Origin of the sequence: Phocaeicola dorei (assembly GCF_013009555.1) — a bacterium.
GTDB lineage: Bacteria > Bacteroidota > Bacteroidia > Bacteroidales > Bacteroidaceae > Phocaeicola > Phocaeicola dorei.
The window spans coordinates 1,415,188-1,432,799 of the sequence record NZ_CP046176.1 but is presented as its reverse complement, the minus strand read 5'-3'; the positions used below and the strand labels follow the sequence as shown (position 1 = coordinate 1,432,799).

General features: G+C 44.3%; 14 protein-coding genes and 4 pseudogenes. 3 read left to right on the top strand and 15 right to left on the bottom strand.

Annotated elements, in window-relative coordinates; genetic code table 11:
• Positions 1–271 precede the first annotated feature (271 nt).
• Together GKD17_RS05670 and GKD17_RS05665 are read left to right on the top strand one after the other, a co-directional pair.
• Complete coding sequence (locus GKD17_RS05670) at positions 272–574, top strand: hypothetical protein (RefSeq protein ID WP_007664625.1); 303 nt, start codon at positions 272–274, stop codon at positions 572–574.
• Between the two features lie 40 nt (positions 575–614).
• Positions 615–1,067, top strand: coding sequence for a hypothetical protein (locus tag GKD17_RS05665; protein ID WP_007664626.1), 453 nt, complete (start codon positions 615–617; stop codon positions 1,065–1,067).
• A gap of 159 nt (positions 1,068–1,226) precedes the next feature.
• Here the strand turns inward: GKD17_RS05665 and GKD17_RS05655 are convergent, their stop codons facing one another.
• From GKD17_RS05655 to mef(A), 8 genes and pseudogenes are all read right to left on the bottom strand, one after another.
• Complete coding sequence (locus tag GKD17_RS05655) at positions 1,227–1,721, bottom strand: HD domain-containing protein (protein WP_007664627.1); 495 nt, start codon at positions 1,719–1,721, stop codon at positions 1,227–1,229.
• A gap of 37 nt (positions 1,722–1,758) precedes the next feature.
• Positions 1,759–2,499 carry a class I SAM-dependent methyltransferase gene (locus tag GKD17_RS05650; protein WP_007664628.1) on the bottom strand — a complete coding sequence of 247 codons (741 nt, stop codon included), beginning with the start codon at positions 2,497–2,499 and terminating at the stop codon, positions 1,759–1,761.
• 473 nt (positions 2,500–2,972) lie between these two features.
• Positions 2,973–3,632: pseudogene (erm, locus tag GKD17_RS05645) on the bottom strand (23S ribosomal RNA methyltransferase Erm); the annotation flags it as partial.
• 14 nt (positions 3,633–3,646) lie between these two features.
• Positions 3,647–4,420, bottom strand: a complete 774-nt coding sequence (locus GKD17_RS05640; protein WP_007839296.1) for an IS5 family transposase — start codon at positions 4,418–4,420, stop codon at positions 3,647–3,649.
• A 94-nt stretch (positions 4,421–4,514) separates the two neighbouring features.
• Positions 4,515–4,610 (bottom strand): annotated as a pseudogene (locus GKD17_RS05635) (23S rRNA (adenine(2058)-N(6))-methyltransferase Erm(G)); the annotation flags it as partial.
• Between the two features lie 12 nt (positions 4,611–4,622).
• The gene (locus tag GKD17_RS05630; protein WP_007750461.1) at positions 4,623–5,282 is read right to left on the bottom strand and encodes a Vat family streptogramin A O-acetyltransferase; all 660 of its coding nucleotides are present in this window, start codon (positions 5,280–5,282) and stop codon (positions 4,623–4,625) included.
• Complete coding sequence (locus tag GKD17_RS05625) at positions 5,279–6,118, bottom strand: nucleotidyltransferase domain-containing protein (RefSeq protein ID WP_007837431.1); 840 nt, start codon at positions 6,116–6,118, stop codon at positions 5,279–5,281. Before GKD17_RS05625 ends, GKD17_RS05630 begins: the two co-directional genes overlap by 4 nt.
• 14 nt (positions 6,119–6,132) lie before the next feature.
• Positions 6,133–7,350, bottom strand: coding sequence for a macrolide efflux MFS transporter Mef(A) (mef(A), locus tag GKD17_RS05620; RefSeq protein WP_007837430.1), 1,218 nt, complete (start codon positions 7,348–7,350; stop codon positions 6,133–6,135).
• 207 nt (positions 7,351–7,557) lie between these two features.
• Between mef(A) and GKD17_RS05615 the strand changes: the two genes are divergently transcribed.
• Positions 7,558–8,787, top strand: coding sequence for an IS1380 family transposase (locus GKD17_RS05615; RefSeq protein WP_007837424.1), 1,230 nt, complete (start codon positions 7,558–7,560; stop codon positions 8,785–8,787).
• A gap of 99 nt (positions 8,788–8,886) precedes the next feature.
• Here the strand turns inward: GKD17_RS05615 and GKD17_RS05610 are convergent.
• The 7 genes and pseudogenes from GKD17_RS05610 to GKD17_RS05580 all read right to left on the bottom strand — a co-directional run.
• A pseudogene (locus GKD17_RS05610) lies at positions 8,887–9,225 on the bottom strand (SIS domain-containing protein); the annotation flags it as partial.
• A pseudogene (locus tag GKD17_RS23160) lies at positions 9,222–9,536 on the bottom strand (hypothetical protein); the annotation flags it as partial. The pseudogenes GKD17_RS05610 and GKD17_RS23160, both read right to left, overlap by 4 nt.
• A 137-nt stretch (positions 9,537–9,673) precedes the next feature.
• Positions 9,674–11,032 (bottom strand): efflux transporter outer membrane subunit, encoded by a 1,359-nt coding sequence (locus GKD17_RS05600; protein WP_005816221.1) that lies wholly within the window; start codon positions 11,030–11,032, stop codon positions 9,674–9,676.
• Positions 11,033–14,146 (bottom strand): efflux RND transporter permease subunit, encoded by a 3,114-nt coding sequence (locus tag GKD17_RS05595; protein ID WP_007837417.1) that lies wholly within the window; start codon positions 14,144–14,146, stop codon positions 11,033–11,035. It lies immediately after the preceding gene.
• Entirely contained in the window at positions 14,143–15,264 is a 1,122-nt protein-coding gene (locus GKD17_RS05590) for an efflux RND transporter periplasmic adaptor subunit (RefSeq protein ID WP_005816213.1), read from the bottom strand. The genes GKD17_RS05595 and GKD17_RS05590 overlap by 4 nt, the downstream gene beginning before the upstream one ends.
• Before the next feature lie 43 nt (positions 15,265–15,307).
• Complete coding sequence (locus GKD17_RS05585) at positions 15,308–16,510, bottom strand: GNAT family N-acetyltransferase (RefSeq protein ID WP_008021343.1); 1,203 nt, start codon at positions 16,508–16,510, stop codon at positions 15,308–15,310.
• A gap of 98 nt (positions 16,511–16,608) precedes the next feature.
• The gene (locus GKD17_RS05580) at positions 16,609–17,181 is read right to left on the bottom strand and encodes a UpxY family transcription antiterminator (RefSeq protein ID WP_007837407.1); all 573 of its coding nucleotides are present in this window, start codon (positions 17,179–17,181) and stop codon (positions 16,609–16,611) included.
• Between the last annotated feature and the right edge of the window lie 431 nt (positions 17,182–17,612).

The window sequence follows — 17,612 nt, the reverse complement described above, 5'->3', positions numbered from 1 at the left end:
ATTGCAACGTATTTATCTGTTATGCTCCTATTAAATTGTTCTATATCCTTATACTTTTCAACTAAATCCTTTATCACAGGCGCATTTAAATCGACGTTTAGGGTATATTGAACAAAAGCACGTAGCATCTCATAATTATAATTTACTCAAGTTTCGGATTTAGGTTGAGAGGATAGATTTGGGCATAAAAAAGGCTTTGAGGATTTCCGTATGTCACGGAAATTTAGTAATTTAGAGGTGCCCAAACAACTAATTACAATCACTCAAAGCCATGAGCAAAATTACAAAAATTCCATCGGAGATCCGCAACTTTTTCACGGGAAAACGAATCAATCCCGCATTTTCCAAGTTTATGACCCTCCTTGAGGGGATGAGGATTTCAGACAAAGATCTCGGAGGGAAAAAACGTGAGAACTGTCAGCTTACCAACCTTCAACTTTTCCAGATCATATTGATTCTGCCGTTTATGGCCGTCCCGGGTTTTTCTCATTATGCCGGATCGTCAATCTCGAAACTGTTCGGGGGTAAGAAGGACCTACTCTATTCGTTTATGGCCAAGGACAATATAGACTAGCAACATCATCTGGCACATCGCCTGTCATCTCATCAAGGCCGTGACCATAAGGAAAGACTATCAAAAGAGCCATCTTCCGGCAGTGCTTATTGTGGATGATTCCGACCTGCCGAAGACCGGATTGAGGATGGAGTGTATTGGCAAGATATTCTCGCACGTGTTTCAGCGGTGCATTCTCGGCTACAAGCTGCTGGCCCTGTGCTGGAGCGACGGCCGCTCTCAATTTGTCGTGGACTTCTCGATTCACGGCGAGAGAGGGAAGGTCGATGGCAAGGAACAAGGTCTTACGGCCCGGCAGCGCGAGAGGCGCTACAACCGCAAGCGTGACAGAGACTGCCAGACCGAAAAACGCAAGGAAGAGTATTTCGTATCCAAGCTTGAGCGCCTGAAGAGCATGGTGAAGAGACCATTGGAGGATTGTTCGCCGATATATATGAAGGCGTACACGAGCTCACCGTCGTGGAAAAGATCTGGTCAATCATTATTGATGTAATAGCAATCGTGGCTGAGATTTTTACCATTGACGAGAACGAATTGATGGAGCAAATTATACGGGATAACCGCAGGTTCAAGGCCATGCAACTGATCGCTCAGACTGCATAAAACCTAAATCCGAAACTTGAGTAAAATACATAACTGTAATAATCTACTACTAATCTAAAATAAAGCGATTATAAGCTATCCTTTTTCCTGTGTTTGTTTTAAAGTTTTCATCTATACACTTTTTTATCTTTTCCTGTTCTTTTTCTTTATCCATAACCGTTAAATTTTCAAGCAAATCAGCTTCCCATTGTATTTGAAAATCAAGTCCATCAATTTTAGATGGAGTATGATGGTTGCCTATTATAAAGCATATTCTATCAATATTTTTGTTATAGCCTACCTTTTTTAATATTTCTTTCGCTACTTCTGGTCCTTCCTTTTCTTGATAGACACCATCAATAGAACCGTATTTTTTTTGTGCTTCAACCGCACCAATATCATGTAGTATAGCAATAATACTGATGAATTCTTTTTCTTCCTCTCCGATATTTTCTCCTTTCATTATATCTTCTGCATTTTTCAAAACTTTGAAAGTATGCTCTATGCCAAAAGGAATTTCTTTGAATACTTCTTTCATCTCTATAATAATTTTTTCTTTAAACATAAATTACCTCCATTTATATCTTATAGGTGTTTTAGTTCTATCTATACACTTTTTTGTTCGCCGATACAATCAGCATCATGGGACGGCGCATTTCATCCTGCATCCCCGGAATATCCATCATGTTTTCCGGCGGCTGCGGCTCCACAATATGATTTATTATAAAACCATTTGAAAGCAGTGTATTTAGATATGTGGTCAGTGTTCTATGATATTTTGTAACCTTTTCTCCCAAAAACACAGCTGTCCGTTTGCCCTCATAATAATAATTATCCACCGGAAAATGCAGTATTTCTCCTTTTTCGTTATAATGCCAGTCTTGTGTTCCATAGGCAGTAAAAACAGGATGTTCAACCGTAAAAACTAGATTACCACCAGACTTCAGTATTCTATATATCTTTTTTACTAAAATCTCATAATCTGCTACATAGTGAAACGCAAGTGAACTTAATATTACATCAAAACTCTCCTCTGGGAATTCCACATCTTCTATAGCACAGCATTTATATTCAACCTGTGGAAAATGTGTTTTTTCTTTGGCTACCTCGAGCATTTTATGAGAAATATCAACACCTACAACAGAAGACGCTCCGTGTTCCATCGCATAAATACAGTGCCATCCATAGCCGCATCCTAAATCAAGCACACGCTTATCTTTAAAATCCGGCAGCAGCTTTCTCAATGTTTCCCATTCTCCTGCACCGGCTAGTCCCTGCTGTGAGCGACTCATTTGACTGTATTTTTGAAAAAATATATTATCATCATATTTGTTTTCTTTCATCTGAATTCCCCCTCGTTTAAAAAGTTATTTCTCTCCGTTCTTCTTCTCTTAGGTTATGGCAATGGTCTTATGTCAATATTTTTGTCTATCCAACCCCAAATCAACACTTCTGTCTATCCAACTATAAAAATTCATCTCTTTGCAGCCTCTAAAACGCGGAAAATCCGAGGACCTGGATTTACGTCCAAATCCTCGGATAAGCCTTATATTTCAAGCATTTTCACACTATCAATTATGTACTTTAGTCAACAGAACCACGCTCTCAACATGGCTCGAGAGGACAGAATGAATGTCATTTGAGCGTATCCGTTCTCGGAAACATATCCACTACGTTTTTGGCACTATCGGTAGGCGGGAACATATCCAATCTCTCTCTGGAATGTATACCATACTTTTAAAAGGCAGAATAGCATTTTAACTTATGCTACCCTACCTATAACTAAACATTTACAGTTGCATGTGGCCTATTGTTTTTAGCCGTTAAATATTTTATAACTATTAAATAGCGATACAAATTGTTCGAAACTAATATTGTTTATATCATATATTCTCGCATATTTTAAAGCTTTATTAAATTGATTTTTTGTAAACAGTTTTTCATACTCTTTGTTAACCCATTTCATTACAAAAGTTTCATATTTTTTTCTCTCTTTAAATGCCATTTTTGCTGGCTTTCTTTTTAATACAATTAATGCGCTATCCACTTTAGGTTTTGGATGGAAATAATACCTGGGAATTTTTGCTAATATAGAAATATCTACCTCTGCCATTAACAGCAATGCTAGTGATCTGTTTGTATCTAATAAACTTTTAGCAAAACCATATTCCACTATTAAATAACTTATTGTGGCTGAACTTTCAAAAACAATTTTTCGAATTATATTTGTGCTTATGTTGTAAGGTATGTTGCCAAATATTTTATATGGATTGTGGCTAGGAAATGTAAATTTTAGTATATCATCATTTACTATTTGATAGTTAGGATAATTTAAGAGCTTATTACGAGTTACCTCACATAATTTAGAATCAATTTCTATCGCCGTAACAAAATTACATCTCTTTACCAATTCAGCAGTAAAATGACCTTTCCCTGCACCTATTTCAAAGATGTTATCTTTTTCATCTAAACTTAGAAGCTGTTTTGATTTCATTCGATAAATCTGTTAAGCATGATTTGGATGAATGCAATCTGTACCATAGCTTCTGCGGTTTCAGCAAGGAATTCGTAATCGATGGTCAGCCTTCTGAAGTTTTCCAGCCATGAGAAAGAGCGTTCCACAATCCAGCGTTTGGGCAGTACCTGAAATTTGGATGGACATTCGTCCGGTCTGAGTACGACCTCCAATATCCATCCGAATTTCTTCTTGACCCAATCAGCCAAATCTCCCCTGTAGCCTCCGTCCGCCAGGATTTTCACCAAACGCGGAAATTTATAAGCGAGTTTTTCTATGGCTTGTGGGGCGCCCTTGCTGTCATGCAGGTTGGCCTCATGGATTGCGACGGCTAACGGAAGGCCAAGCGTATCGACAATGATGTGCTCTTTCCGTCCTTTGATTTTCTTGTTCCCGTCTATACCACGGTCTGAATCAACATGATGGGAAGTCTTTACGCTTCTGGAATCCATGATGCCAAGACTGGGACTTTCCTGCCGTCCTGCCTGTTTACGGATGAAAGCGTGCAAGGTATCCATCACTTCTTCAAACACGCCTTCAAGCTTCCATTTACGGAAGTAGTAATAGACGGTTTGCCAAGGGGCGAAGTCAGAAGGAAGCATACGCCACTGGCAGCCGGTCTTGTTGATATAAAGGATGGCATTCATTATCTCTTTAAGCGAATGTTTTCGGTTCCTCGCTTGCGGCTCTAAAATATTTTTTATAACTTGCCACTGTTTTTCAGTCAGGTCGGTTGGATACTGTGTCATAACTTTATTGTTTGGTACCTTTAAAGATATAACATTTTTCCAATTGACCGGCTGATTCTGAATTGTATGTAGCCCTATAACATTATTCTTAAATCAATTCAAAACAGTTTCTTATGCAATTCATTATTTTTTCTATGTGATATTTTGAAGTAATAAAATTTTGACTATCTTTTATATTTACTTTGTTCATTATAACCCCTCCTTAATTTATTTCATCTCTTTTCGAATATTTATTCATTAATTCCTCTAACCCTGCTTCGGATGTTAGAATTTCAAGATTATCAAATATTTCCTCTTCGCTCCAGTTCCACCACTCTAGCTTTAGCAAGAATTCAATCTTTTCGTCACTAAAGCGTTTTTTGATAAACTTAGCTGGATTCCCACCATATATTGAATAGGGTTCAACACTTTTTACTACTGTTGAGTTAGCAGCAATAATCGCACCATCTCCAATTTTAACACCTGGCATTATGGTTACATTTTGACATATCCACACATCATTGCCAATCACTGTGTCACCCTTAAAAGGAAGTTGTTCTATTGTAGGAGTCACTTTTTCCCATCCACAGCCAAAGATATTAAAGGGATAGGTTGTAATTCCATCCATTCTATGATTTGCACCATTCATGATAAACTTAACACCCGCTGCAATTGCACAGAACTTGCCTATAATGAGTTTATCTCCAAGAAATTCGTAGTGGTGCTCTATATTATCATAAAATTTCTCAGGAGATTTATTATTGTCGCTGTAATAAGTGTATTCACCAATCTCAACATTTGGTCTTTTAGGTAGATTACTTATATAGCAAACCGTCTTTATATTTTCATTCGGATAAAGCTTTTTCTTATCTGGCCCCGTCATTGAATATGGGCTCCTTTCAGGTATTCAACCTCATTTACTAGTCTTTGAAGAATCTCTATTCCTTTTCTTGTACAATCTACATTAGTTGATATTAAGGAAATAACCTTATCGACCCTTTCCTTGTAATCGCTTGGCTTGATCTTAAAATCCTCGATCATCTTAACAGCCTTTTTTTCATTTATACAGTATTCTTTATTTACTGCAAATAAGACTTGATTAAGGGAAGATATGCTTCGAAAGCAATGCCCGCAAACATAGGATACATCGTCTTTATCTATATTGTTCTCAGCAAACATTAAAGAGAAACCTGCCTCAAACATAAAAAATTCAGTTAATCCTTTCTGCAAAGCGGTTGGATAACGTTCTGCTTGCTTTTTAAACTCATAAAAGTTTTCATCATTAGCATATAGTATTTTGCTAATCGCTAATTCTCCTCGATACATAGCACTTATATATCCATGGGGATGCCCCGTCTGATAATTAGCAGTAGCAATTCCTTGCTCCGTATCTTTGATTATTTGTACCACCCGTTTAATATCACGTAAAATTAAGTCAACATGATACCCGTTAATAACTAACCATCCGCCTCCATTGACCCAATCACCCCACGCTCCGGGAGGTACAACAAGGTTGTTTCTATTCTCATCATCCAACTCTGTAGCAATTTGGTTAATCGCTGTCAGGTCAAATGATTCTTGATTGTAATAAATTCCGATATCTATATCAGAATCCTCTGTATGGGTACCTCTTGCACGGGATCCCCCTAATACGATGCCTTCTATAAAAGGCAAAGAGGATAATTTTTCTGTCACTGATTGAATAATATTATATATCATACGAACACACTCCTTTATTTTGCATCTAATTTTCTAATCTCAGTTATCATTGGGCAAACGATAGCAATGCAAATAATTAAAATACCTGATAGTAAAAACCAATGATTTACACCGATTCTATCAGCAAAGAATCCAGAAAGAATTAACCCAATTGGCATAGCAAGAGACATGATACTTCCAGTTAAAGAAAATACACGTCCTAAATATTCAAGCTTAATTTTCTCCTGAAAAAGAGCTGTTTGCACACCGCTATAAAATGGCACCGAAAGCCCCATTATTGCACAGCAGACTACAAATATGAAAAATCCACTTTGGGGAAGTAATCCTGAAATGGTTAAGCTTATCCCCATCATAAAAATGGATGCCGTTATTAATAAGATTCGCTTTTGGTAATTCCCAAATAACCCTAATAATAGACCCCCTATCAACATACCAGAGGCATAAGCAATCTCCGTAATAGAAATATGCATCGGTGTACCATTAAAATATTCCATAGTGATTAAAGGATATAAAGCATTTATGGGCATATAAACAAACATATATAATGTTCCAACGAGTAATAAAGCAAATAATCCTTTATTTTGCCGTAGTACAGCCATTCCTTCTTTCATTTCTCGTATGAAATTTGGTTTCAAACTTTGCACTTGATCACCCAGCTTAGGAATACGTACAATTGCTACCGTAATAGATGCAATCACAGCACCCAATACATCGATGGCAATAATAGCATTTAGTCCCCAAACGGAGTATAAGAGTGCTGCAACCGCCGGACTAACAATATAGCTTATAGACTGCAAAGACTGACTATAGCCTGCACATTTCGTAAGCTGCTCTTCTGGTACTAAAAGTGGCGTAACCGCATTGAGAGCCGGGGTATGAAAAGCTGTTCCAATGCTACGGATAAACAATACTACCATAACCATCCAGATAGGTAACTCCATATACAATGCAACAATAGCTAGCACGGCCCCAGCTGCTGCGATAATTAAATCAGCACCAATCATTATCTTCTTCCTATCATGACGATCCACTAATACACCAATGGCTGGTCCAAAGACCGCATAGGGTAAAAAACCAACTAGTGAAGCCATAGACAAGACCATCGCAGATCCTGTTTTTTCTGTAAGGTAAAAAATAATCGCCATTTGCAGGATGGCACTAGTGATTAATGATACTGCCTGCCCTGCCCATATTGTATAAAACTTAAGTTTCCAATTGTTGTATTTTTCCATTTATATTATCTCCCTTAATTCCGCAACACTTTGATTTAACTTTATTTATAAGTTCCTGAGCAACAAAAAGTTGCAGGATTTTGTCATGTCAGATTTTTCACTTATCTTAGTGTTGTAATTCAAAACAAGCGTAAATCGTAACAAGACATGGCAAAGGTACAAATTTAATCCGAAAAACTCACATCTTTTGGAGGAATTTTTTCAATCATGGAGCAATTTGACTCCATGCTTTCACCTATTATCGACCAGACACTTGGTCAGAGATGCCGCAGTATCATCGGATACCAGTACAGCGAAATTATTCGTTCTCTGATGAGCGTATACTACTGTGGCGGTTCATGCGTGGAGGATGTAACATCGCATCTGATGCGTCATCTCTCGTATAATCCGACCTTGCGCACATGCAGCTCTGATACCATCCTCAGAGCCATCAAGGAACTGACACAGGAAAACATCTCATATACTTCCGATAAGGGCAAGACCTATGATTTCAATACGGCAGACAAGCTCAACACCTTACTTGTAAACGCCTTGGTTTCCACCGGTGAGCTGAATGAGGTGGAATCCTACGATGTTGATTTCGACCATCAGTTCCTTGAAACAGAGAAGTATGATGCCAAACCGACATACAAGAAGTTCCTCGGCTACAGATCTGGCGTATATGTCATCGGTGACATGATTGTCTATGTCGAGAACAGCGATGGCAACACAAATGTGCGCTTTTATCAGGCTGAGACCCACAAGAGATTCTTTGCCCTACTGGAAGCCAAGAGCATCCGTGTGAATCGCTTCAGAGCCGACTGTGGTTCGTGCTCGAAGGAAATTGTCAGTGAGATAGAGAAGCATTGCACGCACTTCTACATCCGCGCCAACAGATACAGTTCGCTCTACGATGACTTGTTTGCACTGAGGGGATGGAAGACGGAGGAAATCAACGGCATCCAGTTTGAACTCAATTCCATTCTCGTTGAGAAATGGGAAGGCAAGTGCTATCGTCTTGTCATTCAGAGACAAAAGCGCATGGATGGAGAGCTTGACTTGTGGGAAGGTGAATACACCTACAGATGCATTCTTACCAACGATTACGACTCATCAACAAGAGACATCGTCGAATTTTACAACAAGCGTGGGGGCAAAGAGCGTATATTCGATGATATGAACAACGGATTCGGCTGGAACAGGCTCCCCAAGTCGTTCATGGCAGAGAACACCGTATTCCTTCTGCTTACGGCATTGATATACAATTTCTATAAGACCATCATTAGCAAGCTTGACACCAAGGCTTTCGGGCTCAAGGAAACGAGTCGCATAAAGGCTTTTGTCTTCAGCTTCATCTCCGTACCTGCCAAGTGGATCATGACAGCAAGGCAATACGTGCTGAATATCTATACTGAAAACCGGGCTTATGCAAGACCTTTCAAAACTGGATTCGGATAAAGTCCGTTCCTTATGGTTTTAATCTGCGTATTGCCTCAAGTCGCATTGTGGGGTAAGGGGAAGGTATGCACAAATCGGACAAAATTCACGCTCATACTATCATGATGCATAGTGTTCAAGCTCTTTACTGCAATTGAGATTGCCATTGAGATTGCTTGCGGATTTTAGGATATATAGGGGCATGTTCTTCAACTCCCGGACAATCCTCTCTACGGTTGCATCATCCACAGTACCACGCATCTGTCCCACGCAGAGGGCAAGCAGCATCAGCACCGTTACCTGTCCTGTAAAAGCCTTGGTAGAAGCCACACCTATCTCAGGTCCTACATGGATGTATGTCCCGGAATCCGTATTTCTTGGGATAGAGGCACCCACGACGTTGCAGATGCCATACACAAAAGCCCCCTTGCTCCGTGCCAACTGTATGGCGGCAACGGTTCCGAGCGGTCATACTTCCTTTGTAACTCCATACACTTCTCAAAGGAGAAGTCGGATGCCTCAAAAAGAGGCTGGATAAGGTGGGCGCATTCGTTCAGCAGTCCCTTGACGATGTGGATGTTCATCTCGTGGCAGTTTCGGCAAATTGCACTGTTGCAGTTGATATACCGATGACTGTTGATGAAGTCATCCACATAGCGGTCATACCGCTTGCCATTCAAAATCACATCCTGAAGATAGAGTTCTCTCGCTTCTAAGAGTAACTCAAACAATTCTTCTGCTACATCCTGTTCGGTAGCGAAGTGGGTCAGGTGTTGCTTCTCTTCAAAAAAAGAGAAGACTTTTTAATTTGTTTTTGCATACTAAATTACTTATTTATAAGTTTATGACGACTGAAATATAAAAATTACACAACATGGTTCAGTATTAGGTTATAATTCTTGTAAAGTTACATTCCTCCTCCCAACGCATGGTAAAGTTTAATTATACTTTGTATGCGTTCAAAACGAGTTTGTAACTGTTGCACTTCCGCTTCGAGAAGAGACTGTTTGGCGGTCAGCACTTCCAGATAGGTGGTATTGGAATGACGCATCAGCGATTCTGTCTTTCGCACAGCGTCGCATAATGTTTCAACCTGCCGAGCATTGATTTCAATTTGCGATTTTGCCGTCTGCCATGCGGTCAGAGCATCGTTCACTTCCTTTCCTGCGTTCAGTAATGATTGCCGGAACAACAGTTTGGCTTCTTCCTGACGGCTTTTGGCTATCTTCAAGTTGGCGATGTTTACGCCCCGGTTGAATAACGGCTGTGTCAGGGAACCGATGGCATTAAGTAACCATTGTCCGGGATTTACGATTACGCCACCGCCGTTATTAGTCCATCCAAGAATTCCCGAGAGGGTAATATTGGGATAGAAGGCGGCACGGGCCGCATTGGTGGCGTAGAATGCTTGCGCCAGTTCCATTTCAGCCTGACGCACGTCGGGACGGTTGGAAAGCAGTTGCAAAGGGACTCCGATCGAGACAGTATCGGGGAAAGCAGCCTCGGCCAGATCACTTCGTCCAATCGAGTGTGACGGCATGGCAAGTATCGCAGACAGGGCGTTTTCTGTTTCGGAAATACTCTTGCGTATGGATAACAGGGATGCTTCGAGTCGCATCACGTTCGCCTTTGCCTGCAATACGCCAGCCTCGTTTGATTTCCCCACTTTTTTCAACGCTTCAAGAGTGCGTACGGTAGTCCGCCAGTTCTCCAAAGTCCGGTTACTTATTGTCATTTGTGCGTCAAGCATGGCAAGGGTGTAGTAACTGTCTGCAATAGTGGCGACAAGCTGTGTCTGTACGGCCTGCCGGTAGGCACGGCTTCCTTGTAATGCGGCGGCTGCGCCACGCTTTGCCGCCGTAAGTTTGCCGAAGATGTCCAGTTCCCAGCTTGCCGACGCTCCCACATTATATGTCTTTGCCGTTGCTCCGTCATGTTTATTGGCATTACCTTCGGCAGTCAGTCCCAGTGATGGAAGATATGATAGTCTGGCAGTCATCAGGACGGCTTCTGCCGCTTCCACGCGTAACCGTGCCACATTGAGGTCTGCGTTCCGTTCAAGTCCGGTTTCAATCAAGGACTGGAGTTTCGGGTCGGTAAACATTTCCCGCCACGACAGGGACGCGATGGTCATTGTATCAATGTCCGCCGGCATGTCCCGATACAGATTCTCCGTTGAGAGGTCAGGGCGATGATACCGGCTGTATGTGCCACAGCCGGCAAGCATCCATCCCGACAATATGATATATATTACTGTCTTCTTCATTTAATTATGCTTAACACGTTCTTGGATATATTGGAATACAATAAACAATGACGGCACAAGGAACAACAGAGCCAAAGTACCTACAATCATTCCACCGATTACACCTGTGGCAAGCGAACGGCTGCCGTTGGCACCCACTCCGTGCGCCATCATCAGCGGGACAAGACCGAACACCATGGACAACACAGTCATCAATATGGGGCGCAGGCGGACTTTTGCCGCACTGTATGCCGCCTGTGCCAGCGTCATGCCTTCCGACCGCCGTTTACCGGCGTATTCGGTAAGCAGGATCGCTGTCTTGGCAAGCAGGCCTATAATCATGATAAGTCCGGTCTGCATGTAGATGTTGTTCTCCAGACCGAAGAGCCACGCAAACAGGAAACTGCCCATCAGTCCGCAAGGCACCGACAACAGAACCGCGAAGGGTATGAACACGCTCTCATACAAGGCGCACAGAATCAGATAGACCAGAACCATGCAGAGCAGGAATATAAGCGTGGCATTGTTGGTCGTCTTGCTTTCCTCACGCGAAATGCCGCCAAACTCGTATGTGTAATTTGACGGAAGCACTTCACGTGCCGTCTCGCCGATGGCTTCGAGCACCTGCCCCGAACTGTAGCCCTGAGCCGGAGACCCGCTAATCGAGATGGCGTTGAACAGGTTGAAACGGGTGAGGTCTGACGGGCCGTTGGTCTTGGTCAGGCGCACGAACCGGCTCAAAGGCGACATGCCGCCATCGGTGGCACGCACATACATGTGGTGCAGGGATTCCGCATTCACACGATATTCCGCCGGAGCCTGCATGGTCACATGGTAGAGCTTGGAGAACCGGTTGAAGTCGGAAACATATTGTCCGGTATAATAGCCCGACAATGTGGAAAGCACATCTGCGGGCGACACACCCGACTGTTCGCATTTGGCGGCATCGATATCCACCCAGTATTGCGGATAATCCGTGGCAAAGGAGGAATAGACTTCGCCGATTTCGGGTCGCTGCGACAAGGCTTCGACAAACTTGTCTGCCTCTTCCTTGAAGGCGGCGATGTTTCCGCCCGCCTTGTCCTGCAAATAAAGCTCGAAACCGTTTCCCATGCCGTACCCGGCAATCATCGGAGGCGACATGGCGAACACCGTGGCATCGGGAATATCCGAAGTGGCGGCATAAATCTTTCCGATGACATCATTGACCGACTGCCCCTCTCCCTTACGCTGCTCCCAGTCTTTGAGTGTCACGAAATACATCGCCTGCGAGGGACCGGAACCGCTGAAAGAGAAACCGGCGACCGCACCGCTGTATTCAATCTCGCCGATGCTGTCGAGACGGCTGTTGATACGCTCCATCACCTTACTTGTCTGAGCCATGGATGTGCCGGGCTTCGTGTTCATGCTCACCATGACCGTCCCGGTGTCCTCTTCGGGAATAAGTCCCGTCTTTGTGACATTGACCAGCAGCACCAGCAACCCGAAAGAAATGCCTATGATGCTCCACAACAGCCATCGGCGATGGATAATGAACATCACTCCACGTACATAGCGTCGGCTCAGACGGTCGAAGACGGCATTGAACGCTTTACGGAAACGGGCTGCAAAATTGTTCTTGGTGTTGCCCTGCTCATCGATATAGGGTTTCAGCAGCAGCGCGCAAAGTGCCGGTGAGAGTGTGAAGGCATTGACTGCCGAGATTCCCACGGCAACAGCCATCGTGATACCGAACTGCGTGTAGAACGCTCCCGAAGTCCCGCCCATCATGGCAACGGGGAAAAACACTGCCATAAAGATGATGGTAGAGGTCAGGATAGCCGACGAAACGCCTTTCATGGCATCATCAGCCGCGAGAACCGCAGACTGATAGCCCTCGTCGAACTTCGCCTGCACCGCTTCCACCACCACAATGGCATCATCGACCACAGTTCCGATGGCAAGCACAAGCGCGAACAGGGTGAGCAGGTTGACGGAGAAGCCGATCATGGACATCACGGCGAACGTACCGATAATGGAGACGAAAATGGATATCGTAGGAATAAGCGTGGACTTAATATCTTGCAAAAATACATATACCACCACGATAACCAGAAGTATCGCTTCAATAAGTGTCCGGATAACAGAATTGATGGAAGCATACAGGAACTTGTTGGTATCGGTAAGCACCACGAATTCCGTCCCTTCGGGCAAGTCCCGGCTGAGGTCGTCAAGCACTTCGTGAATCTCCTTGATGGTGCTTGAAGCATTGGACCCGGCTTTCTGGTTGATGAGCATCATGGCTGCCGGATGCCCGTTCACTTCGGAGGAATAGTTGTAGTATTCATCGCCCAGTTCCACATCGGCAACCTCCTTCAGCCGAAGCACATTGCCGCCCGGCAGTGACTTGATGACCAACTCACCGAACTCTTCCGCGCCGGACAAGCGTCCGCGGTATTTCATCGTGTATTCATTGGCGGTAGGATGATTGGCACCGAAGGAGCCGGTGGCGGCCTCGATGTTCTGTCGTGCGAGTACGGTGGATATGTCATCGGGGATAAGCCCGTATTGCGCCATCTTGTCGGGACGCAGCCAAAGTCGCATGCTGTAGTTGGAACCGAACAACTGTGCCTTTCCCACGCCGCTGATACGTTTCAGCCTCGGCTCGACATTGATTTTCACGTAATTGTTCAGGAAGGTCTGGTCGAAGCGGTCATCGGGCGAATAGAGCGCGAAAGTCATCAGTTCGGCATTCTGCTGCTTTTCAGTGGTGACACCGGTCTTGGTGGCTTCCGCCGGAAGCTGGCTCAGCGCGCCGTTCACGCGGTTCTGCACGTTTACCGCCGCCATGTCCGCGTTGGTTCCCTGCTTGAAATAGATGTTGATGGAAGCATCGCCCGTATTCGATGCCGTGGAAGTCATATAGGTCATGTCTTCCACGCCGTTGATGGCTTCTTCCAGAGGGGTTATCACTGCCTTCTGCACAGTTTCAGCGTTTGCTCCAGGATAAGTTGCGAATACGTTGATGGTCGGAGGTGCGATGTCGGGGTATTGTTCCACCGGCAAGGAAAACATGGAAATCATGCCCAACAGTACAATCACCACCGAGATAACGCCCGAAAACACCGGGCGGTCTATAAAAAATCGCAGGTTCATTTCGTTTCGTTTTTAGGGGTTATGCTCATGCCTTCTCTCACCAGTCCCACGCCTTCGGCGACAATGGTGTCACCGACCGAAAGACCTTCTTTTACGATAAACCGGTTGCCGTCGTTCAGGCGGTCCACCGTGAGATAGGCGGCTTCCGCCTGTCCGTTTTTCAGACGGTAAGCGATAATCTTGTCCTGCAGTTCCACGGTGGCGGTCATGGGAATGGTTACGGCCTCCGTTTTCGGGTTTTGAAGGATGACATTGCCGATGCTGCCACTCAACAGTTCGCGGTCGGGATTGGGGAACAGGGCTTTGATTTGTACCGTTCCGGTAACAGGATCCACCACGCCGCTTACGGTTTCAATACGTCCTTTCGCCTTGTACAGGCTGCCGTCGTTGAGTTGCAGGCCCACTTCCGGCATCCCGGCTATCATGCTGTCAATCGAGCCATAGCGAGCCAAATATCGCCGTAGCATATTCTCCGAAATGGAGAAATAGGCATACATCTCCGCATTGTCGGACACGACCGTGAAAGGCTGTGCCATATTGGGACCGACAAGCGCACCGATGCGATAGGGCAATGTGCCTACTACTCCGTTGCTCGGGCTTTTGATTTCCGTATAGGAGAGATTGTTGCGTGCATCCGATTCTTGTGCCTTTGCCTGTTCGAGTTCAGCACACGCCACTGCCAGTTGGTTCCGGGCGAGAGAAAGCTCGTAGTCGGATATGACCTTCTCGTCAAACAATGCCTGCTTGCCCCGCAGCTCGATTCTTGCCGTTTCCACTTTTGCCTGTGCCGCGCTGACATTGGCCTGCGCCGTGCGTAATGCCGCCCGATAGGGCACTTGGTCAATTACAGCCAATACTTGACCGGTCTTCACCCGTTCACCCTCTTTCACTTTCAGACGGATAATGCGCCCGGATATTTGCGGCAGGATGTCCACATCCTGCCGTCCGCGTATGGCGGCGGAATAGGACTCGGAGATTTCCACCGGACTTGCCGCGACCTTTATGACCCGATAACTCTGCACCGCATCCTGCTTGCCGTCCGCCTGCCTGCATCCGGTCGGCAGGAACAGCATGAGAGCAAATGCGGCGAAATTCGTGATAATGAATTGCTTGTTCATATTTTCTTCTTGTTTTGTATTAATTCATAATAGGTTTGGTGTGTCACCACTGACGGATGGTATTCCACTCTTTTTCGAGAATGGCATAAACACAGGTATCTTCATATTTTGGGGAGCCGTCAGGATTGTTTACGAATGTCACAAACTCTTTGAAACATCCTTCGCGGCGCATACCAAGACGTTCGCATAAGCGTTTGGAGCGGATATTGTCATCTTCCACAAATCCATAGATACGCCGTGCGCCCGCCTCTCGGAAAAGATAATCCAACAATCCGGCTGCCGCTTCACAAGCGAATCCTTTGCCTTCAAAACGTTTGTTGAAATGCCACCCCACATTATAAGTGTCTTCATTCTCACGCAAAGCGAACACGTCACCGATAATAAAGTCATCTTTTTTCAGACTCACCGCATAGCGCAGCATGTCTTTCGGGGAATACTGCATATATGCCCATGCCGCCTCTCTGGAACAAAGGCGGTCTCCGGCAAAGCAATTCACACGCGGATGGGAAAGATACTCCAACAACCCTTCGGCATCCTTCTGTTTGAAATTTCGAATGATAATTCGTTCGGTTTCGATATATATTTCCTTGTAATAATAAAATGGTATGAGTACGCCCAAAGTAGCGAAGGCAAGCATGGCATAGAGATACTGGTGGAACCAGATGAAGGTCATCCCGTAGAACAGGAAGGCAATGCTGCACAGCCCAGAGGCCAGTCCGTCGATGCCGTCGATGAGGTTGATGGCATTGATGATGAAAACCGTAACGAAAACGGTGAGAGGGATGCTAATCCACGACGGCATGGAATGGATGAACAGCATTCCGTGAAGGTCGGACAGTTCCACTCCGCCAGCCACCAGCATGATGCCGCAGACTATCTGGATAAAGAACTTGGCACGGTAGCGCACACCGATAAGGTCATCGGCAATGCCGACAAGGTACAACATGATGATGGCGCAGAAGGCGTATGCCAATGGCAACGCTTCTGCGCCTATTTCCTTAAGCAGCTCATCATGTCCGGTTGAGACATTGACCGCCAAAAGCAGGACAAAGGAGAAGAACACTACGGGCTTGAAGGCCATACCGCCAAGGCGAGGCACTACACACTGATGTATCTTCCGCTCGTCCGGCTCGTCGAACAGTCGCCTGCGGAAGGCGATGAGCAGAATCTGCGGTATCACGATTCCTGCGAAAAACACGCACAGGAAGAATACCGACAGGATGTTGACAATCCAAATTAAACTCATTCTCTATCTAACTTTAATAGGCCGTTTGTGTCGGTCTGTCCTGTACTAATCCCTCTGTATCAATCAATTCGGGGGGGGTAATTCGTGTTTCCATAATCTCAGTCTATGATTTGAATATATTCCGGCTTCACCTCAGCTGAAACCGCCAGTAGGTCGGGAATAATGACGACAAGCTGCCGACCTCTCTTTTTTGCCACTTTTATGAAGTAGCCCTCCACCTGGTCGAACGGTCCGCCATGTACCCTTACTCTTTTACCTTTTTCAATGTTGATTTTATCTTTTTCCTTGTTGATTTCGCTGATTTTGTAGAAGTGTACCTCTTCATCTGCCTGCTTGCACACCTTGATGAAGTTGGTCATGTCTTCATCAGGTACAGTCAGATAGACAAGTTCTCCGCCACTTTTCCATGTGACAAACTGTAGGTCGTAATAATAATTGTGTTTGAAATCAACAATCTTCTGATGACTTGCATGCACAAACACCAGACTATGGATGACGGGTACCATGAAAAAGACTTTCTTGCCCTTGACAGTGCGAAGGACTTTCTGCTTGGGTATGAAATACTCTAAGCCATACGTTTCATTAGAGAGCCGATCTTCGGCAGTATTCTCGTTCTTGTAGACCCGCATGACATACCACAGTATCTTATCCTTGTCCAATACATTCACCATACTGTTTTGACATGTGTTTTTTTGAGAAAAGAACGTACTCATGGTTCATCCCGATATGCGTATCGGTCTGTATATCAGCAACTTTCTATGTGTTTCAACTACAATAGTCATCTATTCTCATCTTTCTGAGTCCACCCCCTGCAAAGCCCCTCTTTACGACATAAAAATTCGGTCGGAAAAGGTATGCAAAAGATGTTTCTCTCTTTAAGAGAAATATCGTTTTGCTAAACAGTTGATATTGAGGTATCATTTTATCGTAAAAGACATATTTGCTCAACAATTGCTTGACGGAAATCAACAAATTTTAGCATTTTTGTAAAAAAGTCGCTATATAATTTGGTGAATTGGAGTTATTTTCATATTTTTGCATCCCGAAGAGTTTCTCTTAAAGAGAGAAACACCTTTTTGCTCAACAATCCCCGACTTTTTTA